The following is a 24,312-nucleotide window of genomic DNA, read 5'->3' on the forward strand; positions in this document are numbered from 1 at the left end:
CGGCCGCAGCGTAGCGCCCAGCCTAATTCCCGCCCGCGGCGACGGCGCCCTGCTGCGCCTTGTGGATCGAGGACGGCACCACGCCGAAATATTTCCGGAACACGCGGCTGAAATGCGATGAGCTGGAGAAGCCCCAGGAGAACGCGACGTCGGTGATGGTCTTGCCGGCGTGTGCCTCGAGCTCCTGCCGGCAGTTCTGAAGGCGTGCCTGCCAGATGTAGTCACTCACAGTGGTGCCGCGCTCGGAGAACAGCATGTGCAGATAGCGCTTGGAGCAGCCGAGTTCGGCGGAGATCTGGTCGATGCACAGATCGGGATCACGCAGGTGCTCGCGGATGAAGAATTGCGCGCGCACATACATCGCCTCGGGCCCGACCCGATCGAACATCGTGTCGGCTTCGCGCAGCGGCAGCAGCAACAAATCGATCAGCGAATCGGCAACACCGACCGCGCTGTTGGCCGACAGCTTCGCCGCCTCGTCGAAAGTGGCATGGACGAAATCATGGGCGATTCGTCCCGTCCCCGTCTTCGCCGACAGCTTGCAGGCCGGCATGCGTTGCGACGGGAAGCCGCGATCGCGCAACAGCGACTTCGGCACGATCACCACGTCGTGGCGCGTGAAGGCGGGACTGACAATCAAATGCGGGCAGGAGACGTCATAGGCGATGATGTCGCCCGGGTTCAGCTCGATGTGGCGGCCTTCCTGCTCGAAATAAGACACGCCGTAGGTCTGGAAGTGAATCTTGATGTACGGGTGTTCATTGACCTTGGCGCGCGCCAGCGTGTGCGCGATGCGATGCTGGCTGACTTCGATCTGGCAAAGCTTCAGGCGCGAGACGGAGGTGTAGTCGATGCGCCCTTCGAGCGCGGACGCCTCCAGTGGATCGACGTCGAAATGGCCGCACAAACTTGTCAGCCCATCGATCCAGCTCTGGATCTGCCGCTTCGGCGTCAGCCCGGTCGTCGAGAGCGTATGAATTGTGTCGGACATTAATCCAGCCACTGGTGTTTTCCCGGGATTCGATGCGAATCGCGACCAACGCTGCCGGAGCCCTCGGCCGTGATTGCGTGACGTTTACCTCAAATTTGGGAGGTCTTTTGAAACGAGCGCCATCGTTCCACTGCCACCCTTGACAGTTAATCCTCCGCCTTAGTCGCAGCGCCGTCAAGGGGAACCTGAGCGTTGAGCGCCGCGCCGAGCTGCGCGGAAGCCGCTGAATTCGCTACTGCAAAATCAAATACTTTGCCTTCGTGCGCTGTCGAGCAAAGCGGCTTCTCTCTTGGGCAAGTTTCCCGATAGCGAAGTCGTTACGAATTGCTGCAGGAACAAAAAGCGGGCCGCTCCTGCACGCGGACCTGTAGCGCTCATCCGGAGGAGGAACAGCACAGCATCGTTTCTGATCCCAATCGCGACCGACCTGCACGAGCAGACGCCGGACGAAGAGCCCGGTGAATAAGCAATGCTTCGGAAACAATAAACGAGACCAACGGAGGAATGACTATGCGCAAGGTGCTACTGGCGACCTTACTTGGCTCCGCGGCGGCTCTCGCCGTCGGCAGCGCCTCAGCCAATGACGAGCTGAACAAGATGTCGCAGAACCCGAAAGACTGGGTGATGCCGACCGGCGACTATGCCAATACCCGATACTCCAAGCTGAATCAGATCAATGCACAGAATGTCGGTAAGCTTCAGGTTGCCTGGACCTTCTCGACTGGCGTGCTGCGCGGCCACGAAGGCGGCCCGCTGATCATCGGCAACATGATGTACGTCCATACGCCCTTCCCGAACAAGGTCTATGCCATTGACCTTTCGCAGGAGAACAAGATCGTCTGGAAGTACGAGCCGAAGCAGGATCCGAACGTCATCCCGGTGATGTGCTGCGATACGGTCAACCGCGGCTTGGCTTACGGCGATGGCAAGATATTCCTACACCAAGCCGACACAACCCTGGTCGCGCTCGACGCCAAGACCGGTCAGGTTGCATGGACCGCCAAGAATGGCGATCCCAGCAAGGGCGAGACCGGCACGTCGGCGCCGATGGTCATCAAGGACAAGGTGCTGGTCGGCATCTCCGGCGGTGAGTTCGGCGTTCAGGCCCACATGACCGCCTACGACATCAAGACGGGCAAGGTCGCCTGGCGCGGCTATTCGGAAGGGCCGGATGACCAAATCCTGGTCGACGACAAGACCACAGCGCTCGGCAAACCGATCGGTAAGGATTCCAGCCTCAAGACCTGGCAAGGCGATCAGTGGAAGATCGGCGGCGGCGCCACATGGGGCTGGATCTCCTACGATCCCGCTCTGAACCTCGTTTACTACGGGTCGGGTAATCCCTCGACCTGGAACCCGAAGCAGCGTCCGGGCGACAACAAATGGTCGATGACGATCTGGGCACGCAACCCGGACACCGGCGTGGCCAAGTGGGTCTATCAAATGACGCCGCATGACGAATGGGACTATGACGGCGTCAACGAGATGATCCTCTCGGACCAGTCGATCAACGGCCAGCCCCGCAAGCTGCTGACGCATTTCGATCGTAACGGCCTCGGCTATACGCTCGATCGCGCGACCGGCGAGCTTCTGGTTGCCGAAAAGTACGATCCGAAGGTGAACTGGACCTCCGGCGTCGACATGGACAAGAACTCGGCGACCTATGGCCGTCCGAAGGTGCTCGACGCAGCTTCGACCGACAAGGCGGGTGAGGACCACAACGTGAAAGGTATCTGCCCGGCCGCGCTCGGCACCAAGGACGAGCAGCCGGCGGCCTACTCGCCGGACACGCAACTGTTCTACGTTCCGACCAACCACGTCTGCATGGACTACGAACCGTTCAAGGTGAGCTACACCGCGGGCCAGCCCTATGTGGGTGCGACGCTCTCGATGTATCCGCCGCAGGGCGATACCAATATGGGTAACTTCATCGCCTGGGACGGCAAGACCGGCAAGATCGTCTGGTCGAACAAAGAGCAGTTCTCGGTCTGGTCGGGTGCGCTCGCAACCGCCGGCGGCGTGGTGTTCTACGGCACGCTCGAAGGCTACCTGAAGGCGGTCGACGCCAAGACCGGCAAGGAGCTCTACAAGTTCAAGACTCCCTCCGGCATCATCGGCAACGTCACCACCTATGAGAACGGCGGCAAGCAATACGTTGCCGTGCTCTCCGGCGTGGGCGGCTGGGCCGGCATCGGTCTGGCGGCGGGCCTGACCGATCCGACCGCAGGCCTCGGCGCAGTCGGCGGCTACGCGGCGCTCAGCAACTACACGGCACTCGGCGGTACGCTGACCGTGTTCTCGCTGCCGTCGAACTAGCCTCGACTCCGTATCGCTCCGGCGCGTGGATCGACTCCACGCGCCGGCTCGTCTCCACCTGATGCCTTCGAGGAACACCTCTTGCGTAAAATCCGCTCTGTCATTGCTGCGATGATCTTCGTTGCGTCCGGGGGAATTGCTCTTGCGGACGGTTCGGGCGACCCGACCGCCGTCAAGCAGAATGAAACTGGCGAATGGCTCGATAAGGATGGTAATCCGACCTACAAGATCTCGGCTGACGGCAATGTGGACTGGTACACCTATTCCGGATACCGCCGCTATCACTCGGAGTGTCATGTGTGCCACGGCCCCGATGGAATGGGCTCGACCTATGCGCCGGCGCTGAAGGATTCGCTCAAGACCATGAGCTACGCCGATTTTCTGGGCGTCGTCGCCTCGGGCCGCAAGAACATCTCGACGGCGTCAGAAAACGTGATGCCGGCGTTCGGCGATAACCCGAACGTCGCCTGCTACATGGACGATCTCTACGTCTATCTGCGCGCCCGCTCGAACGAGGCCTGGGGTCGCGCGCGCCCCGCCAAGCATGAGGACAAGAACGACGCCTATACCAAGAACGAAGACTCGTGCATGGGCAAGAAGTGAACGTTTGGGGCATGACCGAGACTTAACTCTTGGCGCCCTGCGAGAATTGAGGAGCTACCGATGAAGACACGTGCCGCCGTCGCTTTCGAAGCCAAGAAGCCGCTCGAGATCGTCGAAGTCGATCTGGAAGGACCGAAGGCCGGTGAAGTCCTGGTCGAGATCAAGGCAACGGGCATCTGCCATACCGACGCCTATACGCTCGACGGCTTCGACAGCGAGGGAATCTTCCCGTCGATCCTCGGCCATGAGGGCGCCGGCATCATCCGCGAGATCGGCACGGGCGTGACCTCGGTGAAGCCGGGCGATCACGTCATTCCGCTCTACACGCCGGAATGCCGGCAGTGCAAAAGCTGCCTGAGCCAGAAGACCAATCTCTGCACCGCGATTCGCGCGACGCAGGGCAAAGGCGTGATGCCCGACGGCACCAGCCGCTTCTCCTACCAGGGCAGACCGATCTACCACTATATGGGCTGCTCGACCTTCTCCAACTTCACGGTGCTGCCTGAGATCGCGGTGGCGAAGATCCGCGAGGACGCCCCCTTCGACAAGAGCTGCTACATCGGCTGCGGCGTCACCACCGGTGTCGGCGCCGTCGTCAACACCGCCAAGGTAGAGCCGGGCTCCAACGTCGTCGTGTTCGGCCTCGGCGGCATCGGTCTCAACGTCATCCAGGGCGCCAAGATGGCCGGCGCCGACAAGATCATCGGTGTCGACCTCAACGACTCCAAGGAGGAGTGGGGCCGCCGCTTCGGCATGACCGACTTCGTCAACCCCAAGAAGATCACCGGCGACATCGTCCCGCATCTCGTCACCCTGACTGACGGCGGCGCCGACTACACCTTCGACTGCACCGGCAACACCACGGTCATGCGTCAGGCGCTGGAAGCCTGCCATCGCGGCTGGGGCACCTCGATCATCATCGGCGTTGCCGAAGCCGGCAAGGAGATCGCCACCCGTCCGTTCCAGCTCGTCACCGGCCGCAACTGGCGCGGCACCGCCTTTGGCGGCGCGCGCGGCCGTACCGACGTGCCGAAGATCGTCGACTGGTACATGAACGGAAAGATCCAGATCGATCCGATGATCACCCACACGCTCAAGCTCGAAGACATCAACAAGGGCTTCGACCTGATGCATGAGGGCAAATCGATTCGTTCAGTCGTCGTGTTCTAACTCAAGCGTCACACCCAAGGAGGATCGACCATGACTGTTGCACTCCATCCCTCGATCGACAATGGCATCAAACAGGGCACCGGCCACTTTGCCGGCGGCACGCTCGTCTGCAAATGCGCGGATCACCCGGTCAAGGTCGCGGTGAAGGGCGACGTGGCGCACAACCACGCCTGCGGCTGCACCAAGTGCTGGAAGCCGGAAGGCGCGAACTTCTCCGTCGTCGCGGTGGTGCCGCGCCAGAACGTCACCGTGCTCGAGAACGGCGACAAGCTCCAGATCGTCGACGCGTCCGCGGTGATCCAGCGTCACGCCTGCAAGGCCTGCGGAACGCACATGTTCGGCCGCATCGAGAACAAGAACCATCCGTTCTACGGGCTCGATTTCGTCCATCCAGAGCTGTTCCAGGAGCAGGGCTCGCAGGCGCCGCAATTCGCCGCCTTCGTTTCCTCGGTGATCGAATCCGGCGTGAAGCCCGAGCAGATGGCCGGCATCCGGTCGCGGCTGAAGGAAATCGGCCTCGAGCCCTATGACTGCCTGTCGCCGGCGCTGATGGACGCGATTGCGACCCACGTGGCGAAAGCCAAAGCCGCCTGAGCAAGGCCGCCGAACGTTCTTCGCCTATCCGCTCGCTGGCCGTCCAACCACTGCCAGCGAGCAGGACAGCTGCGGTCAAACGATTGCGGCACATAGTCGCTCGTGCACCTTGCGTATGCGAGCGCGTTCCGCTCCCTCAGTCCTGGTCTCTGAATGACTGCGCAGTGCCGCCCCTTCCGTCTTGAAGTCAGCGTGCCCTGCGTTTCTCCCTCCCTCGACTGAGGCATACTGCTTCGTCCGCGCAGTCCCTCTGGCGGACGAAGCTTTTTTCATCGCGTCTTGCGATTTTGTGGTCGTGCAACGCGCGGCGTCTTGGCCCGCGCCCTGCTTTTGACAAACCACGGATGCAATCTGCTCACGTCGAGAACAGCTGGTTAAGAACACTCGGCTGTGAATGCCGGGCCGGCCCGATCTCTGTTAGGATCGCGGCCTCACGATGCCGCGCGAAGTTCAAACAAATAAGAACAACACGGGAGGTATCGAGCACATCCGGACATTGCGATTCGCACTCTTGCCCCCTGCCGGATCTGCCCGCGCAGAACCACAGGTTTGTGTGCGGTTGCGACGACGCACGGACGACGGTGCCGACCAATGTCGGCGAATTCAAAATCGGCAAAGCTTATGAAGAGCGAGGGACGATCATGATCAAGGTGAAGATCAACGGCCAGGAACAGAGCTGGGACGGCGACCCGGATCTCCCGCTACTCTGGTTCCTGCGCGACGAAGCCGGGCTGACCGGCACCAAATTCGGCTGCGGCCAGGCCCTGTGCGGCGCCTGCACCGTCATTGTCGACAAGGAGGCGGTGCGCTCCTGCATCACATCGATCAACGACGTCGCCGGACGCGAGGTCACCACGATCGAGGGGCTGCATCCGGATGGTGATCACCCCGTCCAGAAGGCTTGGCGCCAGGTCAATGTTCCCCAGTGCGGCTTCTGCCAGGCCGGCCAGATCATGCAGGCCGCTGCACTCCTGATGGACAATCCAAAACCGTCGCACGACCAGATCCGCGAGGCGATGTCCGGCAACATCTGCCGCTGCGGCTGCTACCAGCGCATCGAGAACGCCATCCACCTCGCATCGACGGGAGTGTGACATGAATTTCATCGACAATCCCCGCAAGCTTCGTGGCTTCGAAAAGAGTCTGAAGGTCGAGAAGGTCTCGCGCCGCAGCATCCTCAAGGGGCTCGGAATCACCGGCGGCTTCGTGCTCGCCGCCCCCGTGATGTCGCGCCAGGCCTTTGCCTATGAGACCGGCGCCGGAAAGATGCCGCACGGCGTCGTGGTCGATCCGCGCGTGTTCGTCGCGGTCGCGCCCGATGGCACCGTCACCATCCTCGCACATCGCGCGGAGATGGGCACCGGCGTGCGCACCAGTCTGCCGCTGATCGTAGCCGAGGAGATGGAGGCCGACTGGTCGAAGGTGAAGGTGGAGCAGGCCCATGGCGACGAGGTCAAGTACGGCAACCAGGATACCGACGGCTCGCGCAGCACGCGTCATTATCTGATCCCGATGCGTCAGATCGGTGCTTCCGCCCGCACCATGCTGGAGCAAGCCGCCGCCAAGCGTTGGGGCGTGCCGGCGACTGAGGTGAAGGCGGTCAATCACGAGGTGATCCATGGCGCGAGCGGACGCAAGCTCGGCTTCGGCGAGCTCGCCGCCGACGCTGCCAAGGAATCGGTGCCGAGCATCGAAGGCCTCAAGCTGAAAGACCCCAAGGACTTCCGCTATCTCGGCAAGGGCCAGATCGGAATCGTCGATCTCCATGACATCACCACCGGCAAGGCGCGTTACGGCGCTGACGTGCGTCTGCCCAATATGAAATACGCGGTGATCGCGCGCCCACCGGTGACCGGCGGCAAGCTCACCTCGTTCGATCCGGACGCGGCGTTGAAGGTGCCCGGCGTCGAGAAGGTGATGCAGGTCCGCGGCTGGCCGTGGCCGTCGAAATTCCAGCCGCTCGGCGGCGTTGCCGTGATCGCGCGCAATACCGGCGCCGCGATCAAGGGCCGCGATGCGCTGAAGCTGGTCTGGGACGACGGCGCCAACGGCAAATACGACTCGGTCGCCTACCGCAAGGAGCTCGAGGAGGCCTCGCGCAAGCCCGGCCTCGTCGTGCGCAAGGAGGGCGACGCCGATGCCGCGCTGAAGGCGGCCGACAAGGTCGTCGTCGGCGAATATTATCTGCCGCACCTCGCCCATGTCAGCATGGAGCCGCCGGTCGCGGTCGCCGACGTCAAGGGTGACAAGGCGGAGATCTGGGCGCCGGTGCAGAGCGCCGGCGGCACCCGCGAGGACGTCGCCAAGACGCTCGGCATTCCCGAGGACAATGTCACCGTCAACGTGACGCTGCTCGGCGGCGGCTTCGGCCGCAAGTCGAAATGCGATTTCGCGCTCGAGGCGGCGCTCTTGTCCAAGGAGCTCGGCACGCCGGTGAAGGTGCAATGGACGCGCGAGGACGACGTCCGCCACGACTTCCTGCACACCGTGTCGGTCGAGCGCATCGAGGCGGGACTCGATAAGGACGGCAAGGTGATTGCCTGGCGCCATCGCAGCGTGGCGCCGACCATCGCCTCGACCTTCGCTGCCGGTGCAAAGCACGCGGCGGCGTTCGAACTCGGCATGGGTCTCGTCGACATGCCCTTTGAGATCGCCAATATCTCTTGCGAGAACCCTGAAGCCGCGGCGTTCACCCGTATCGGCTGGTTCCGTTCGGTCTCGAACATCCCGCGCGCCTTCGCGGTGCAGTCGATGGTCGGCGAGATCGCGCAGGCGACGGGACGCGACCAAAAGGAGACGCTGCTCGCGCTGATCGGCAGCCCGCGCATCGTCAAGCCTGCGGTCAAGGACCTCTGGAACTACGGCGAGCCCTATGACAGCTACCCGATCGACACCGCGCGCCTGCGCAAGGTGGTCGAGCTGGTTACCGAGAAGGGCGAATGGGGCCGCCAGGTCCCCAAGGGCCATGGCCTCGGCATCGCCGTGCATCGGAGCTTCGTCAGCTACATCGCGACCATCGTCGAGGTGGCCGTCGATGACAAGGGCAAGCTGACGCTGCCGCGGGTCGATACCGCGATCGACTGCGGCACCTATGTCAACCCCGAGCGCATCGCCTCGCAGATCGAGGGCGCGGCGATCATGGGCTTGAGCCTCGCCAAATATGGCGAGGTCACCTTCAAGGACGGTAAGGTGGAGCAGAAGAATTTTGGCGACTTCCCGGTCGTCAGGATCGACGAGTCACCCGTGGTGACCAATGTCTACATCGTGCCGCCCGCATCAGACACGCCGCCGAGCGGCGTCGGCGAGCCCGGCGTGCCGCCGTTCGCACCGGCGCTGATGAACGCGATCTTCGCCGCGACCGGCAAGCGCATCCGCGCGCTTCCGATCGGCAAGCAATTGGAGGCGTAACGGAACGCAAGCGGCCTCGCGCCGTTTCTCTTCGATCTGACAGGAGCAGATCGATGACCAACATTCCAAGGGCGCTCGCAGTCTCGCTGCTGTCGAGCGCCTTTCTTTTGACGACCAGTCTTTGGACGACCAACTGCGCGTTCGCCCAGAGCAACAACACCACGCCGCCGACCACGGCGACGCGTCCCACCACGCCGGACCAGAGCTCGCTTCCCAACGCCAACGCTCCGCCCACCTCGGCCACCCAGACCACTGGGCAGGGCAACACAGATCCCAAGGTTCGGGAGATGAACCAGAAGGCGAAGGACAAGGTCGAGCGCGAGGGGAAGTAGGCTCCGCACGCAAAATGCGGCGGACGTTGGCGTCCGCCGCATTTGCCCCCATACGCTCCGCCTACTTCGATCCGCCGCGGAGCTTATTTCTTCAGCGCGAACACCCAGACCACGCCGCCTTGCGGCACGTTGGACTCGATGCCGATATTGTTGGTCGCGAGCGCGTCCTGGATGCGCTGCGCATCGACGCCCCAGCCCGACTGGATCGCGATGTATTGCGTGCCGTCGATCTCATAGGACGTCGGCATACCCATGATGCCGGAGTTGGTCTTCTGCTCCCACAACAGCTCGCCGGTCTTGGCATTGAAGGCGCGGAAGTTGCGGTCGTTGGTGCCGCCGGCGAAGACGAGATCGCCCGCAGTTGCCGTGACCGAGCCGAACATCTGCGACTTCGGGAAGTTGTGCTGCCACACCTTCTTGCCGGTCGCGGGATCCCAGGCCTGGAGCTCGCCGAAATGATCGGCACCCGGCTTCGTCTTGAGGCCGATATCCTCCGGCTTGGTGCCGAGCCAGAGCTCGCCGGGTTTGAGCGGGATCTTCTCGCCGGTGAAGCCGCCGCAGAAATTCTCGTTGGCGGGCACGTAGACGAGACCGGTCTTCTGGCTGTAGGCCGCCGACGGCCAATCCTTGCCGCCCCACAGTGACGGGCAGAACTCCACGCGCTTGCCGACGACCGGCTTGTGCGCGGGATCGAGGATCGGCTTGCCGTTCTCGTCAATGCCCTTCCAGACGTCGGTTGCGACGAACGGCCAGCCGGCGATGTAGTTGATCTTGGTCGGCGTGCGCTCGAGCACCCAAAAGATCGCGTCGCGGCCGGGATGGATCAGGCTCTTGATGCTGCGGCCGTCGCGCTGCAAATCGACCAGCATCGGCGCGTCGACCTCGTCCCAGTCCCAGGAATCGTTCTGGTGGTACTGGTGATAGGTCTTGATCTTACCGTTGCCCGGATCGAGCGCGAGCACCGAGGAGGTGTAGAGATTATCGCCGGGATGCATCTCTCCGGGCCACGGCGCGGCGTTGCCGACGCCCCAATAGACCGTCTTGGTGTCCTTGTCGTACGTTCCCGTCATCCAGGCCGAGCCGCCGCCGTTCTTCCAGTCGTCGCCCTGCCAGGTGTCGTGGCCGGGCTCGCCTTCGCCGGGAATGGTGAAGGTCCGCCACAGCTCCTTGCCGTCCTTGGCATCGTAGGCGGCAACATAGCCGCGCACGCCGAACTCGCCGCCGGAGCCGCCGACGATGACCTTGCCGTCGACGATCAGCGGCATCAGGGTCATATACTGACCCTTCTTGTAATCCTGTACCTTGGTGTCCCACACCACCTTGCCGGTCTTGGCGTCGAGCGCGACGACATGGTCGTCGGTGGTGGCGAGATAGAGCTTGTCCTCCCACAGGCCGACGCCGCGGCTGGTCGGATGCAGCTGGAACAGATCGTCGGGGAGCTGCCGCTTGTAGCGCCAGTATTCGTCGCCGGTTTTCGCGTTCAGCGCGATCACCTGCCCCATCGGGGTTGCCACGAACATCACGCCGTTGTTGACGATCGGCGGCGCCTCGTGGCCTTCGACCACGCCGGTGGCAAACGTCCAGACCGGCGTGAGATTCTTGACGTTGGTGGTGTTGATCTGGTCGAGCGGGCTATAGCCCTGCCCGTCGTAGGTGCGGCGATAGAGCATCCAGTTGCCTGGTTCCGGATTTTCCAGGCGTTGCTGGGTAACTGGCGCGTAGTTCTCGATCGGGCCAGCGATTGCGGCGGTCGAGACAAGACACGTGACGGCGACGAAGCCGGACAGGTACGATTGCTTCATGAGCGACGTTTTCTTGGAAGTTTTCATGGACGTTCCCCTTTTTCATCCGTTTGAATTCTTGTTTTGAATTCTTGTCGTTCGTCCCGTGGTCCGCCCCTCGGCGGATGCGGCCTCTCGTGACGCGGGCATCACCCGCACCGTCATCCCTGCTGCACGGCACCTACCTTTCCGATGAAGCCGCCCGCGACACTGAGCGAGCCGTCAGCGAGCGCCAGCGGCAGCGCGGCGAGCCGCCGCGGCGCCGGTCCGAACACCACCTGCGCGCCGGCGCGGGGATCGTATTCGGAGTTGTGGCACATGCACTTGAAGACCTCCTTGTCGCCGACATCGCTCTTGACCCAGGCGGTGACCGGACAGCCGGCATGGGCGCAGATCGCCGAATAGGCGACGATGCCGTCGACAGCACGAGCTTTGGTCTGCTCGTCGAGCTCGGCGGGATCGAGCCGGATGATCAGGATCTCGTTGAGCCGCGAGGCGCTACGCACCACCGACGTCTTGGGATCCTGCGGCCAGGCGTGCACCGGCGGACCACCAGGCGTCAGATCGGCCGCCGTGATGAGCTTTCCTTCGCTGTCGCCTTCGGAGAAGACCAGCCGATCGCCCTTCTGCGGCCGCTCGTCGGAGCCGGGCGGATCTTCGCCCGCGCGTGTGCGCGTGGAACAGCCGACACAGGCGGTAGTCGCGAGCGCACCGAGCAATAGCGTTCGCCGCGTTTGCTCCGCGCAGGATTCAGTTTCCGCAATGTTGTCGGAGGATGACGATGCGATGTTGAACGATGTGCGCGACATGCATGCTAGCAGGCGCTGGAACTCTGCCGAAATGAAGGCGAAGAATTGGCACCGCAGTGCATCAATATGGCTTTGCTCGCTGTGAGCGAACGCGATCGAACGCGTTCAAACGCGTTTTTGCCATTTCAACGTCATGGCGCGCGATCGGCATGACGATTTTGCAGATCAGACCGATGATGCGGGAATTGGTGCAGCGCGCTGTTGGCCGCGTTCAGGATCTGAGCACGTGACGCGGCGCGGCGATGCGGCCGGCGATGGTGGCCGATGCCATCTCGAAACTATCGGCGATGCGCCGCGCCTTGTCGATGAAGAGGCTAGCTGCCGGCGGCGGGCAGACTTCCCGCGCTGTCTGCTCGAACAGGTCGAGCCAGCGGTCGAAATGATCGCCGACCAGGTTGAGCGGCATATGTGCCCGCATCGGCGAACCATGATAGCGGCCGCTCATCAGCACCACCGACGACCAGAAATCCCTGAGCTTCGCGAGATGCTCGTCCCAATTCTGCACGATCGCGAACACCGGCCCGAGCAACGCATCCTCGCGCACGCGTCCGTAGAAGCGGGTCACGAGTTCCCCGATCATCTCCTCGGTGATCCCGGTGCGCTCGATCGCATCCTGGGTCAGCAGGTTCCGCCGCTCGGCCGCAGCTTCCCGCTCGGCCTTCAGTCGATCCGACATATCCTTCGCTATCCGTTCCGTTGTTCTCGCGAGCCGCCCGTTCGACATTGTCGGGCCAATTGCGCGCGGCGTCTTTGTCGCAGCGCAAATTGCGGGATTGAGCGGCGGGCGTTACATGCCGGCCGCCTGCGCCATGATCAGGCGCCGTAGGTATAGAAGCCCTGCCCGGTTTTGCGGCCGAGATGGCCGGCATCAACCATTTCCCTGAGCAAGGGGGCCGGACGGTATTTGGGGTCGTTGAAGCCTTTGTAAAAGACCTCCATCACCGACAGCATGGTGTCGAGGCCGACGAGATCGGCCAGCGCCAGCGGCCCGATCGGATGGTTGCAGCCGAGCTTCATGCCGGCGTCGATCTCCTCGGCGGTCGCGATGCCCTCCTGGAGTGCGAAGATCGCCTCGTTGATCATCGGGCACAGGATGCGGTTGACGGCGAAGCCCGGGCTGTTCTTGGCCGTGATCGCCACCTTGCCGACGCGCTGCGCGAACTCGAGCGCCTTGGCATGGGTATCGTCGGAGGTCTGCAGGCCGCGGATGAGTTCCAGCAGCGCCATCACCGGCACCGGATTGAAGAAGTGCATGCCGATAAAGCGATCGGGACGATCGGTCGCAGCCGCAAGCTTGGTGATCGAGATCGACGAGGTGTTGGTCGCGAGCAGCGTGCGCGGCGACAGCGTCGCGCAGAGATCCTTCAGGATCTTGACCTTCAGCTCCTCGTTCTCGGTCGCGGCTTCGATGACGAGATCGCAATCGACAAGCTTGGCGCGATCGGTCGTGCCGGTGATGCGCTTGAGCGTCGCATCGCGATCGGCCGCCGACATCTTCTCCTTCTTGACCAGGCGCTCGAGGCTGCCGCCGACGGTCGAAATCCCGCGGTTCACCGCCGCATCGGAGATGTCGACCATGACGACCGAAAGCCCGGCCGCGGCACAGATCTGAGCGATGCCGTTGCCCATGGTTCCTGCTCCGATGATGCCAACAGTATTGATCATGGCCTGACGTCCTTCTCGTTGAGCGAGCCCGGCCGCGACGGCGGCATGCCCGATTTGACCTGAATTCCGATCCGCGGCCGCCCGAGTGCTGCGCCGCATCAAGCTCTTCCTTAGCGCATCCGTGGCGAGAATAAAGTCGCCTTCCCCTCGTCAGGGGCGCGATTTCGCGGTCTCGCGGCCGTTTCGGCCCGAGTTTTGCGGCTCGTTCCGCCCCCGGGAATGCCGAGGGCGCAGGGAAGGCCGGGCGCCGGCTGGCACCCGCGGTTCGCTGTGCGTGTGTAGCGCAGTAAAGAACTGCACAGCGACGTACAGGGCAGCCGAGACATCCCGACCTTCCCTGCGCGAGTGGTTTGACGGCTTATGCCGTGCCCTCCCCGGAGCCGAATTCCTTTGGCCTCCGTGGCCTTGCGAAAAGTTGGCGGTCTGGGCCGGTTGGCCCGATACCGTCTTCGCAAGGTTTGACTGTAGCGACGACAGTCAGGACCACACGGTTTTGCCGTACGCCGCTTGCGCCGTTCGTCACACGCGGCCGGTAGCTCACGAGGTTCGGCTCAATCCTCCGCTCGCCCTGCTCCCGACCCTTGCGTGCCGACGCAAGCCCGCGTCCACCGCAACTCACCCACGTACCGGACGACTCGCGATCCGTCCCTCGTGCCGGGTGAGATGCAACGACACATACGCCAATTCCGAATTTCGGTAAAGAAGAATATTTTTGTGAGCAAGCCTTGACTTTTCGAGGCAGCGCCAGCGGCAAGGTGTGTCGTCCGTCGGGAACGGCGCGGGCGTGGCCGGAACACCTCTCACGCCCGCCTCACGGCTTTTGAACCCTGCGTGAGCCGGCGCGAGAGCGTGCGGCGGCGCGGAATATTGCCCGCCTCGCGCGATACCTTCATAGGACCGTTTGGAGCCTCTCATGACAAAGACAAGCATCGTTGTAGCCCTGCGGCTGATCCTCTCTCTCGCAATCACCGGCCCGGCGCAAGCCTGGCCTGGGCAGTCGTCAGGCATCGGTTGCACCGGGAGCATTGAACAAATGGAATGCGATGTGCTGACCGCGACGCTCGTCCGCAAGCACGCGCATCCGCACATCCGCAGAACGGAGCACGCGGCCATCCCGCTTGCTCCGACACACCTTCCCGATCGCGAGGAAGACCCGCTCGCATCGATGCATTTCGAATGAACGCAGCCGCCGTGCGGGACTGTGCAGATGTTCTGCAATTGGTCCCGCCCAGATTGACAGGGGTGTGACGGCCGGGGCAGTTTTTCACATTGCTGGCGAATCAGCGATTGCCTACGGCCTGAGTACCTCTTGGACAACTCCCAGTGCTTTCGAGACTGATATCGTTGCTGAGCCGCATTCCTGCGGTGAAATGGGCGTTCACCCGGCTTCGGCCTCCGCCGCACGGCGGCAGCATCGACGTGGCGCCGATCGCCGCGGATGAGCAGCCTGCGGTCATTGTCGACATCACGGACGCAGCTCCGGCGCTCAACAGCATCAGCGCAGAACCGTCGCATCGCGACGCCGAGACGGCTGCAACGCCTGTTGTCGAGGACCATACCGCTACTTCCGTCATCGCGAAGGGTCCGTCCGCGGCGCCGACCGATATCGGCCTTAGCGAGGACTCATCCTTGGTGATTCCGGCAGAGGGTGAGCCGGTCGTCCTGGAGGAGAGTTCGATCTCTTTTGAGGTCGAGAGCGAGCCGGTTGATGCTCTATTCTTCAGCAGCGATACGCCTGCGGAGCACCTCACGAATGTCGAACCCGAATTCCTGGAAGAGGCGGCGGTCTCATCCATCGAGGACGAAAGCAGCCCGGTTGAAATCTCCGATCTCATCGTCGGCAAAGATGCATGCCCGGATGCACCTGTGGAAATTGCACCTGCCGCCGCAGAGCTGGTCTTCATTGCGCCTACCGACGCTGAGACGGTTTCGGTCGAGCTCTCCGAGCTCGTCATTGAAGACCAACCCGCATCCGCCGTTTCCGCGGAGATCGAACCGGTCATCGAGGCCAGCTCCCACAGCGATCCCGCTCCCAGCGTCGCGACAGAGGTCGAGCCGGCGCCCGCGTCGTCCGCTCCGGAGATCCGCAGCGCAGCGAAGCCGCGCGCGAAAGCCGCCGAGCCTGTCAACCGCGCCGCGCTGATCCGGCAGCGCTGGACAGAGACCGGCATCAGGATGTGGAATCCGCGGCTTCACGGCACGGGCGATGCGACGCTGAACATCCAGGGGCGCATCGAGTTACTGCCGCCCGAGCCCGGCGAGACGATGCCGCGCTACGACAAGCTCGAATTCAAAATGCTCGGTGGGCAGATCATCTGCGAAGGCGTGATCGTCGAGGCGCCCGCGCATGCGAGCCAGCGAAGCTTTACCCGGCTCGCCGACCCGCGTGGGGCCGATCGAAGCCGCGAGCCAGTGCGGGAACGCCAGGCCGCCCTCGCCTGATCCTTTTCCTCTGCGATGATGCGTGCCGTCGACGGCCGCGCTTCAGCCCGCAAAACGGACGCCGTCTGTACCTGAGATGAAGCGCGCGACGGTCGTCACCGACGGCCGCCGCGGCAATCGGTTGCGCCGCGCGGTTGAGGATGCCTATGGTTAGCAGAACGCCACCAAGGTCATTTCGGACGATCTACTGTGCGAGACTTTCCCGCTTCCGCGTCACATCTTTAACAGGCCCTCACCAATGCACGCGGGTGGAAAATCCCGCGGTAGCGTGCAACCTGCGCTGGCCGTTCCGCGTCAAGCCCATCTAACGCGCTCTTTATCCCCGCCGTGCGAGATCGCCTTCGTTTTGAAGGGATTTGGGGCGCGTATTGCTATGCCTGCCGTCGATTTGAAAGCGCACCTTGCCGTGGCCATGCGGCTGTTCCGCGTGCCGGTCGCCCCGGATCTGACGCGCGCGCAGTTCGACGCCTTCTCCACGCGGGGCCAAGGTCGTGGCCTGAGGCGCGGCTATTTCTGCAGGCTCGGCAGATCCAGCCCCTTATCGCGGGCGCAGTCGATCGCGGTCTCGTAACCCGCATCCGCATGGCGCATCACGCCGGAGGCCGGATCGTTCCAGAGCACACGTGCGATGCGCTTTGCGGCTTCCGGCGTGCCGTCGGCGACGATCACCATGCCGGCGTGCTGCGAATAGCCGATGCCGACGCCGCCGCCATGGTGCAGCGACACCCAGGTCGCGCCGCTGGCGCAATTGAGCAGCGCATTGAGCAGCGGCCAGTCGGACACCGCATCCGATCCGTCCTTCATCGCCTCCGTCTCACGGTTGGGGCTTGCCACCGAGCCGCTGTCGAGATGATCGCGGCCGATCACGATGGGCGCTTTCAATTCACCGCGCGCCACCATCTCGTTGAAAGCGAGACCCAGAAGATCACGATCGCCAAGTCCGACCCAGCAGATCCGCGCCGGCAGGCCCTGGAACTTGATGCGCTCCTTGGCCATGTCGAGCCAATTGTGCAGATGCTTGTCATCAGGCATCAACTCCTTGACCTTGGCGTCGGTCTTGAAGATGTCCTCGGGATCACCTGATAGCGCGGCCCAGCGGAACGGCCCGACGCCGCGGCAGAACAAGGGGCGGATATAGGCGGGAACGAAGCCCGGGAAATCGAAGGCGTTCTTCAGGCCCATGTCCTGCGCCATCTGGCGGATGTTGTTGCCGTAGTCGAGCGTCGGAATGCCCTGCGCATGGAAGTCCAGCATCGCCTGAACGTGCTCGACCATGGATGTCTTCGACGCACGCTCGACCGCCTTCGGATCGGCGGCGCGCTTCGTCTCCCATTCGGCTAATGTCCAGCCCTTCGGCAAATAGCCATTGATCGGATCATGCGCGCTGGTCTGATCGGTGACGATGTCGGGTTTGACGCCACGGCGCACCAGCTCCGGAAAAATCTCCGCGGCATTGCCGAGCAGGCCGACCGAGACCGCCTTCTTCGTTTTCGCAGCGTCTTCCATGATCGCGAGCGCTTCGTCGAGCGTTGCGGCCTGACGATCGAGATAGCCGGTGCGTAGCCGCATCTCGATGCGGCTCGGCTGGCATTCGACCGCAAGCATGGAAGCGCCGGCCATGGTCGCGGCCAGCGGCTGCGCGCCGCCCATGCCGCCGAGGCCGGCGGTGAGGATCCATTTGCCGGCAAGGCTGCCGCCATAGTGGCGACGGCCGACCTCGACAAAGGTTTCGTAGGTGCCCTGCACGATCCCCTGGCTGCCGATATAGATCCACGAGCCCGCCGTCATCTGGCCGTACATCATCAGGCCCAGGCGATCGAGCTCGTTGAAATGATCGAGCGTCGCCCAATGCGGCACGATGTTGGAGTTCGCGATCAGCACGCGCGGCGCGTCCGGGTGCGTGCGGAAGACGCCCACCGGCTTGCCGGACTGAACAAGCAGCGTCTGATCGGCTTCGAGCTTGCGCAACGCGGCCGTGATCCGGTCAAAACTCTCCCAATCGCGCGCGGCGCGGCCGATGCCGCCGTAGACGACGAGTTCGCTCGGGCGCTCAGCGACGTCGGGATCGAGATTATTCATCAGCATGCGCAAGGGCGCTTCCGTCAGCCAGCTCTTGGCGCTGATCTCGCCGCCGCGGGGCGCGCGGATGGTGCGGTCGTTGTCCAGTCGGCGGTTCATGCGGAGGACCTCTTCAGCTAATTCTCGGAAACGGATCGGATGAGAGCACCGTGATCGCCGAGGCCGGCAGCGCGTCGGCCTCGACGAGCGCGGCAGCCTTGGCGAGATCGCCGGCCATGTAGCGGTCCGCGCCGAGCGCGGGCACCTGTTCGCGAAGCTTGGCGATGACGGCGACGAGCGGCGCGCTGGTCGCATGCGGTGCGCGCAGTGTGATGCCTTGCGCGGCGACCAGGAGCTCGATTCCGAGGATGGAAGCCAGATTGTCGGCCATGTCCAACAAACGCCGCGCGGCATGCGCGGCCATCGAGACGTGATCTTCCTGGTTAGCGCTGGTCGGCGTCGAGTCGATCGAGCAGGCCGCCGCGCGCTGCTTGTTCTCGGCGTAGAGCGCAGCCGCCGTCACCTCAGCGATCATGAAGCCGGAATTGATGCCGGGGTCCGGCGTCAGGAATGGCGGCAGGCCGAAATTGAGCGCGGGATCGACCAGCGTCGCAATGCGCCGCTCGCTGATCGCGCCGATCTCCGATAGCGCGAGCGCGATCGTATCTGCGGCAAAGGCCACGGGCTCGGCGTGGAAATTGCCGCCCGAGACGATTTCGCCGGTCTCGACCAGCACCAGAGGATTATCGGTGACGGCATTGGCCTCGACCATCAGCGTGCGCGCGGCCTGCATGATCAGGTCGAGCGCCGCGCCGGCAACCTGCGGCTGGCAGCGCAGGCAATAGGGATCCTGCACGCGCTCGTCGCCTTCGAGATGCGACAGGCGGATGTCGCTGCCGTCGAGCAGCGCGGTCAGCGTTGCGGCCGCGGCGGTCTGCCCGGCATGGCCGCGCAGCGCCTGAATTTCGGGACGGAATGGCGCAGTCGACGCCATCGCCGCATCGACCGACAAGGCGCCGGTGACGAGCGCCGCGCGGGCCAGGCGAAACGCGCGCAACACGCCGGCAATGGCATAGGCGGTCGAGAATTGCGTGCCGTTGATCAGCGCGAGCCCCTCCTTGGGGCCGAGCGTCAGCGGCGTGAGGCCGGCGGCGGCGAGCGCCTCGCTGCCGGACACAATCCTGCCCTCGACGATCGCCTCTCCCTCGCCGATCATCACAGCGGTCATATGCGCGAGCGGCGCGAGATCGCCGGAGGCGCCGACCGAGCCCTGCTGCGGCACCAGCGGATAGACACCTCGCGCCAGCATGCCCTGCAATTGCTCGATCACCTCGCGGCGCACGCCGGAGGCGCCGCGCCCGAGCGAGATGATTTTGAGCGCCATCATCAGCCGCACGATCGGCTCGGGCGTCGTAGGGCCAACGCCGCAGCAATGCGAGACGATGAGATTGCGCTGGAGCAGCGCGGTCCGGTCGGGCGGAATGCGGTTCGAGGCCAGCTTGCCGAAACCGGTATTGATGCCATAGACCGGCGCTGCGGCCTGAGCAGCCTTCGCGACGATCGCCGCCGCCGCCTCGACGCATGGCCAGAACGCGCCATCGAGCACGACGGAGGCGCCTGCGAGCACACGCGCGAGATCGTCGAGGCCGACCGCTCCCGGCCTGACGACGATCTCTGCGCCCTGCTCCGTCATTGCCCCCTCCACACCCGGCGGTGCAGCGGATTGAAGCCAATGCGGTAGACGAGCTCGGCCGGACGTTCGATGTCCCAGATCGCGAGGTCGCACCATTTGCCGGCTTCCAGCGTGCCCGTTTCATCGAGCATACCGAGTGCGCGCGCGCCTTCGCGGGTGATGCCGGTGAGACATTCGGCGACATTCATCCGGAACAGCGTCGCGCCCATGTTCATGGCGAGGAGCAGCGAGGTCAGCGGCGAGCTGCCGGGATTGCAATCGGTCGCAAGCGCCATGGGGACACCGTGCTTGCGAAACGCCTCGACCGGCGGCTTTTGCGTCTCGCGGATGAAGTAGAAGGCGCCGGGCAGCAGCACGGCCACCGTTCCGGCCCTGGCCATCGCCGCGGCGCCGGCCTCGTCGGTATGCTCCAGATGATCGGCCGAGAGCGCGGAGAATCTTGCGGCAAGCGCTGCACCGCCGAGGTTTGACAGCTGATCGGCATGAAGCTTGACCGGCAGACCGAGCATCTTCGCCGCCTCGAACACAAGCGCGGTCTGCTCAGCCGAAAACGCGATGCCCTCCATAAAGGCATCAACGGCATCGGCAAGGCCCGCCTTTGCGACGGCCGGCAGCATCTCGTTGCAGACAAGATCGATATAGCGATCCTTGTCGCCATCGGCCTCCATCGGCAGCGCATGCGCGCCCAGAAACGACGTGCGGATCGCGACGGGCCGCTGACGGCCGAGACTGCGCGCGGCTGTGAGCTGCCGCATCTCGGTTTCGGTGTCGAGGCCATAGCCGGACTTGATCTCGACCGTGGTGGCGCCCTCGCCGATCAGCGCATCGAGCCGCGGCAATGCGTGTGCTGCGAGCTCGGCTTCGCTCGCCTTGCGCGTCGCGGCCACCGTCGAGACGATGCCGCCGCCGGCGCGTGCGATTTCCTCGTAGCTCGCGCCCTTCAGGCGCAGCTCGAATTCGTGCGCGCGGTTGCCGCCATAGACGAGATGGGTGTGGCAGTCGACGAGGCCCGGCGTGATCCAGCGCCCCTCGCAATCGATCCGCTCGATCGCGTCGGCGTTCGCAGGGAAATCCGCCGCCGCGCCCGCATAGACGATGTGGCCGCCGCGTATGGCGATAACGCCATGCTCGATCTCGCCGAGATCGGGACGGTCGGCCCGCATCGTGGCGAGCCGGGCATTATGCCAGATCCGGTCGAAGCGCTCTGCCATGCAACTTTCCCTTCGCGAAGTCCCTGCGCCCTGGGATGCTTGACTTATATGTCTAGACATATAATCGTAAGGCGGTTCTGTCCAGCCGGCGTGTGTTCATGACCCGACTGCATTTCGCCTCCGCGCTCCTGCCCTCGGGCTGGGCCAATGACGTGCAGGTGGTGATCACCGCCGGCGCGATCGCCGAGGTGACGCCGGGCGCAGCACCGGCCGCGGGCGACGAACGCCACGCCATCGCGCTTCCCGGACTTGCGAGCCTGCACAGCCACGCCTTCCAGCGCGGCATGGCGGGACTTGCGGAGCTGCGCGGCGACTCGACCGATACGTTCTGGACCTGGCGCGAGACGATGTATCGTTTTGCGCTGACGATGACGCCGGACGATGTCGCTGATGTCGCGACACTGCTTTATGTCGAGATGCTGGAGCAGGGTTTTACCCGCGTCGGCGAATTCCATTACCTGCATCATGATCGCGACGGCTCGCATTATGCCAATCCCGCCGAGATGGCCGCGCGCATTGCGCAGGCTGCCGAGGCGTCGGGCATCGCGCTGACGCTGCTGCCGAGTTTTTATGCGCATGGCTCCTTCGGTGGAGCGGCGCCGCATGACGGACAGCGCCGCTTCATCTGCTCGGTCGATCAATTCGCGACGCTGATGGCGGCCTCGCGCAAGACGATCACAACATTGCCGGGCGCCAATATTGGCATCGCGCCGCACAGTCTGCGCGCGGTGACGCCGGACGAGCTTGCAGCGATCATTCCGCTGGCCGATGGGGGGCCGGTGCATATTCATGCCGCCGAGCAGGTGAAGGAAGTCGAGGATTGCCTGGCCTGGTCGGGGCGGTGTCCAGTGCAGTGGCTGCTGGAGCATGCGCCCGTCGATCAACGCTGGTGCCTCATTCACGCAACCCACACGACGGATGAAGAAGTCACCGCATTCGCAAAGACCGGCGCGGTGGCGGGCCTCTGCCCTATCACCGAGGCCAGCCTCGGCGACGGCATCTTTCCCGCACGCGAGTTTCTCGATGCCGGTGGCTCGTTCGGTGTCGGCACCGATTCCAACGTCTTGATCGGCGTAGCCGACGAGCTCCGTCAACTTGAATACGGCCAGCGACTCAAGCATCGCGCACGCAATGTTCTCTCAGGTGGCACCGGTCGCTCGACCGGACGCACGCTATTCGACGGCGCCCTTGCGGGCGGCGCCCGGGCACTGGCACAGCCGATTGCGGGCCTCGCTCCGGGCGCGCGTGCTGACATCGTCACGCTCGATGCTCGGCATCCGTCGCTGGCAGGACGCTCGCGCGACGCCGTGATAGACGGCTGGATCTTTGCGGCGGGCCATGGCGCGATCGATTGCGTCTGGGCCGGCGGCGACAAGGTCGTTGAAGATGGCCGGCACAGGCTGCGGCGGTCTGCGCGCGAGCGCTTCAACGCATCCGTGCGGAGGCTCGCCGCATGAGCCTCGCCACCGATGCTGCCGACCAGCCGACGCTCTACAAGCGCATCCGCGCCGACATCGAGAAGCACATCCTGACCGGCGAATGGCCGCCGGGCCACCGCATTCCCTTCGAGCACGAGTTGGTCGCGCGCTACGGCTGTTCGCGCATGACGGTGAACAAGGCGCTGTCGGAGCTGGCGCAGGCAGACCTGATTGAGCGGCGGCGGCGCGCCGGCTCCTTTGTGCGCCGGCCGCAGCACCAGTCGGCGGTTCTCAAGATCGCGGACATGCGCGCCGAGATCACCGCGCTCGGCCGCGCTTACGGCTACGAGCTGATCGGCCGCAAACAGCGTACGGCGACCGCCGCCGATCGCGGGCGTCTCGGCGTCAAGAAAGCCGGCAAAGTGGTCGCGATCGCCTGCCGCCACAGCGCCGACAATGTGCCGTTCGCGGTCGAGGACCGGCTGATCGATTTGTCATCCGTGCCGGATGCCGCAACCGCGGATTTCTCGCGCGAGCCGCCGGGCTCGTGGCTGCTACATCATGTCCCATGGACAGAGGCCGAGCACACGATCAGCGCCATCGTTGCGGACCATCGCACGGCCGAAGCGCTCGATATCGCAATCGGCGCGCCATGCCTCGTGATCGACCGCTATACCTGGCGCAGCGCCCGCACGATCACCGCGGTGCGCCTGCTTTATCCCGGTGACTCCCACCGCCTTGTCGCCCGATTCAAGGGAGGCTGAGAGAACGATGTCGGCACAAATCGTGCAATGCTTCGGGCAACGGTCCGTTGGGGCCAACAGAGATCAACAGGACGTCAATCCATCGATCGGCAAGAGGACGACAATCATGCGTAGTTCGACAGTTTTTGCGACAATCATTGCTCTCACAGCCTCAACGCCCGTGCTCGCCGACGACGTCAAGGTCGGTGTCGGCATCTCCGGCTGGACCGGCTTCGCGCCGCTGACGCTGGCGAAAGAAGCCGGCATCTTCAAGAAGAACGGCCTCGACGTCACCATCAAGAAGATCCCGCAGAAAGATCGCCACCTCGCCATCGCCTCCGGCGACGTCCAATGCGCCGCCACCACGGTCGAGACCTGGATCTCCTGGAACGCCAACGGTGTCGCCACCAAGCAGATCTTCCAGCTCGACAAGAGTTTTGGCGCCGACGGCATGGCCGTGCGCAACGACGTCACGTCGATCAAGGAATTGAAAGGCAAGACCGTTGCGGCCTCCGCACCCGGCACCTCGCCCTATTTCGCGCTGGCCTGGATGCTGAAGAAGAACGGACTCACGGTGAAGGACGTCACGGTCGTGAACCTCGAGCCGGCCGCCGCCGCGCAGGCCTTCGTCTCCGGCCAGAACGACGCCGCGATGACCTATGAGCCGTATCTGTCGACCGTGCGCGCCGCGCCCGACAAGGGCAAGATCATCGCAACCACGCTCGACTATCCGATCGTGATGGACACGTTTGGCTGCACGCCGAAATTCCTGAGCGAGAATCCGAAGGCGGCGCAGGCCCTGGCCAACAGTTATTTCGAATCGCTCGACATGATCGCCAAGGACCAGACCAAAGCCTATGAGATCATGGGCGCCGACGTGAAGCAGACCGGCGAGCAGTTCGGCAACTCGGCCAAATACCTGCGCTGGCAGGACAAGGCCACGAACCAGAAATTCTTCGCGGGCGACTTCCTCGCCTTCAACAAGGAAGCCGCCGAGCTGCTGCTCGAAATCGGCATCATCAAGGCCGCGCCGAAGGTCGAGGACCTCTTTGACGCGAGCTACATCAAGTAAGCCTCC

The 24,312-nt window shown here is 63.9% G+C and carries 20 protein-coding genes; 12 read left to right on the top strand and 8 right to left on the bottom strand.

Annotation, left to right across the window (positions count from 1 at the left end; all coding sequences use genetic code 11):
• Positions 1 to 22 precede the first annotated feature (22 nt).
• Entirely contained in the window at positions 23 to 991 is a 969-nt protein-coding gene (locus tag JJE66_RS00210; RefSeq protein ID WP_200512130.1) for a helix-turn-helix domain-containing protein, read from the bottom strand.
• Between the two features lie 510 nt (positions 992 to 1,501).
• On the opposite strand from JJE66_RS00210, the gene xoxF5 reads away from it, so the two are divergent.
• The 7 genes from xoxF5 to JJE66_RS00245 all read left to right on the top strand — a co-directional run bounded on the left by xoxF5 (position 1,502) and on the right by JJE66_RS00245 (position 9,414).
• The gene (gene xoxF5, locus JJE66_RS00215; RefSeq protein ID WP_200512131.1) at positions 1,502 to 3,307 is read left to right on the top strand and encodes a lanthanide-dependent methanol dehydrogenase XoxF5; all 1,806 of its coding nucleotides are present in this window, start codon (positions 1,502 to 1,504) and stop codon (positions 3,305 to 3,307) included.
• A 111-nt stretch (positions 3,308 to 3,418) separates the two neighbouring features.
• Positions 3,419 to 3,910 (top strand): c-type cytochrome, methanol metabolism-related, encoded by a 492-nt coding sequence (locus JJE66_RS00220; protein WP_200515232.1) that lies wholly within the window; start codon positions 3,419 to 3,421, stop codon positions 3,908 to 3,910.
• Between the two features lie 60 nt (positions 3,911 to 3,970).
• Positions 3,971 to 5,080 carry an S-(hydroxymethyl)glutathione dehydrogenase/class III alcohol dehydrogenase gene (locus JJE66_RS00225; protein WP_200512132.1) on the top strand — a complete coding sequence of 370 codons (1,110 nt, stop codon included), beginning with the start codon at positions 3,971 to 3,973 and terminating at the stop codon, positions 5,078 to 5,080.
• Between the two features lie 30 nt (positions 5,081 to 5,110).
• Entirely contained in the window at positions 5,111 to 5,674 is a 564-nt protein-coding gene (gene gfa / locus JJE66_RS00230) for an S-(hydroxymethyl)glutathione synthase (RefSeq protein ID WP_200512133.1), read from the top strand.
• A gap of 641 nt (positions 5,675 to 6,315) precedes the next feature.
• Positions 6,316 to 6,768: a (2Fe-2S)-binding protein gene (locus JJE66_RS00235; protein WP_200512134.1), complete on the top strand. Its 453-nt coding sequence runs from the start codon at positions 6,316 to 6,318 to the stop codon at positions 6,766 to 6,768.
• Between the two features lies 1 nt (position 6,769).
• Positions 6,770 to 9,082 carry a molybdopterin cofactor-binding domain-containing protein gene (locus JJE66_RS00240; RefSeq protein WP_200512135.1) on the top strand — a complete coding sequence of 771 codons (2,313 nt, stop codon included), beginning with the start codon at positions 6,770 to 6,772 and terminating at the stop codon, positions 9,080 to 9,082.
• Positions 9,083 to 9,135: 53 nt separating this feature from the next.
• Positions 9,136 to 9,414, top strand: a complete 279-nt coding sequence (locus tag JJE66_RS00245) for a hypothetical protein (protein WP_200512136.1) — start codon at positions 9,136 to 9,138, stop codon at positions 9,412 to 9,414.
• 83 nt (positions 9,415 to 9,497) lie between these two features.
• Here the strand turns inward: JJE66_RS00245 and JJE66_RS00250 are convergent, their stop codons facing one another.
• The 4 genes from JJE66_RS00250 to JJE66_RS00265 all read right to left on the bottom strand — a co-directional run bounded on the left by JJE66_RS00250 (position 9,498) and on the right by JJE66_RS00265 (position 13,669).
• Positions 9,498 to 11,216, bottom strand: coding sequence for a methanol/ethanol family PQQ-dependent dehydrogenase (locus JJE66_RS00250; RefSeq protein ID WP_409362786.1), 1,719 nt, complete (start codon positions 11,214 to 11,216; stop codon positions 9,498 to 9,500).
• Positions 11,217 to 11,356: 140 nt separating this feature from the next.
• Entirely contained in the window at positions 11,357 to 12,004 is a 648-nt protein-coding gene (locus JJE66_RS00255) for a ubiquinol-cytochrome c reductase iron-sulfur subunit (RefSeq protein ID WP_200512138.1), read from the bottom strand.
• 211 nt (positions 12,005 to 12,215) lie between these two features.
• Complete coding sequence (locus tag JJE66_RS00260) at positions 12,216 to 12,680, bottom strand: group III truncated hemoglobin (protein ID WP_200512139.1); 465 nt, start codon at positions 12,678 to 12,680, stop codon at positions 12,216 to 12,218.
• Between the two features lie 137 nt (positions 12,681 to 12,817).
• Positions 12,818 to 13,669 (bottom strand): 3-hydroxybutyryl-CoA dehydrogenase, encoded by an 852-nt coding sequence (locus JJE66_RS00265; RefSeq protein ID WP_200512140.1) that lies wholly within the window; start codon positions 13,667 to 13,669, stop codon positions 12,818 to 12,820.
• Positions 13,670 to 14,582: 913 nt separating this feature from the next.
• On the opposite strand from JJE66_RS00265, the gene JJE66_RS00270 reads away from it, so the two are divergent.
• Positions 14,583 to 14,849, top strand: coding sequence for a hypothetical protein (locus tag JJE66_RS00270; RefSeq protein WP_200512141.1), 267 nt, complete (start codon positions 14,583 to 14,585; stop codon positions 14,847 to 14,849).
• A gap of 164 nt (positions 14,850 to 15,013) precedes the next feature.
• Positions 15,014 to 16,111 (top strand): hypothetical protein, encoded by a 1,098-nt coding sequence (locus JJE66_RS00275; RefSeq protein ID WP_200512142.1) that lies wholly within the window; start codon positions 15,014 to 15,016, stop codon positions 16,109 to 16,111.
• Between the two features lie 507 nt (positions 16,112 to 16,618).
• On the opposite strand, the gene hutU is transcribed toward JJE66_RS00275, so the two are convergent.
• Genes hutU through hutI form a run of 3 tightly spaced genes read right to left on the bottom strand, consistent with a single transcriptional unit; the run spans position 16,619 to position 21,073 of the window.
• Entirely contained in the window at positions 16,619 to 18,289 is a 1,671-nt protein-coding gene (hutU, locus tag JJE66_RS00280; RefSeq protein ID WP_200512143.1) for a urocanate hydratase, read from the bottom strand.
• A gap of 13 nt (positions 18,290 to 18,302) precedes the next feature.
• Positions 18,303 to 19,862, bottom strand: coding sequence for a histidine ammonia-lyase (gene hutH, locus JJE66_RS00285; protein WP_200512144.1), 1,560 nt, complete (start codon positions 19,860 to 19,862; stop codon positions 18,303 to 18,305).
• On the bottom strand, positions 19,859 to 21,073 hold the full coding sequence (gene hutI / locus JJE66_RS00290; protein WP_200512145.1) for an imidazolonepropionase: 1,215 nt from the start codon (positions 21,071 to 21,073) through the stop codon (positions 19,859 to 19,861). Before hutI ends, hutH begins: the two co-directional genes overlap by 4 nt.
• Positions 21,074 to 21,171: 98 nt before the next feature.
• Between hutI and JJE66_RS00295 the strand changes: the two genes are divergently transcribed.
• The 3 genes from JJE66_RS00295 to JJE66_RS00305 all read left to right on the top strand — a co-directional run bounded on the left by JJE66_RS00295 (position 21,172) and on the right by JJE66_RS00305 (position 24,306).
• Positions 21,172 to 22,530: a formimidoylglutamate deiminase gene (locus JJE66_RS00295; protein ID WP_200512146.1), complete on the top strand. Its 1,359-nt coding sequence runs from the start codon at positions 21,172 to 21,174 to the stop codon at positions 22,528 to 22,530.
• Positions 22,527 to 23,255 (top strand): histidine utilization repressor, encoded by a 729-nt coding sequence (gene hutC / locus JJE66_RS00300; RefSeq protein WP_200512147.1) that lies wholly within the window; start codon positions 22,527 to 22,529, stop codon positions 23,253 to 23,255. Before JJE66_RS00295 ends, hutC begins: the two co-directional genes overlap by 4 nt.
• A gap of 106 nt (positions 23,256 to 23,361) precedes the next feature.
• Positions 23,362 to 24,306, top strand: a complete 945-nt coding sequence (locus JJE66_RS00305; protein ID WP_200512148.1) for an ABC transporter substrate-binding protein — start codon at positions 23,362 to 23,364, stop codon at positions 24,304 to 24,306.
• Positions 24,307 to 24,312 lie beyond the last annotated feature (6 nt).

The organism is Bradyrhizobium diazoefficiens (assembly GCF_016612535.1).
Classification (GTDB): Bacteria; Pseudomonadota; Alphaproteobacteria; order Rhizobiales; family Xanthobacteraceae; genus Bradyrhizobium; species Bradyrhizobium diazoefficiens_C.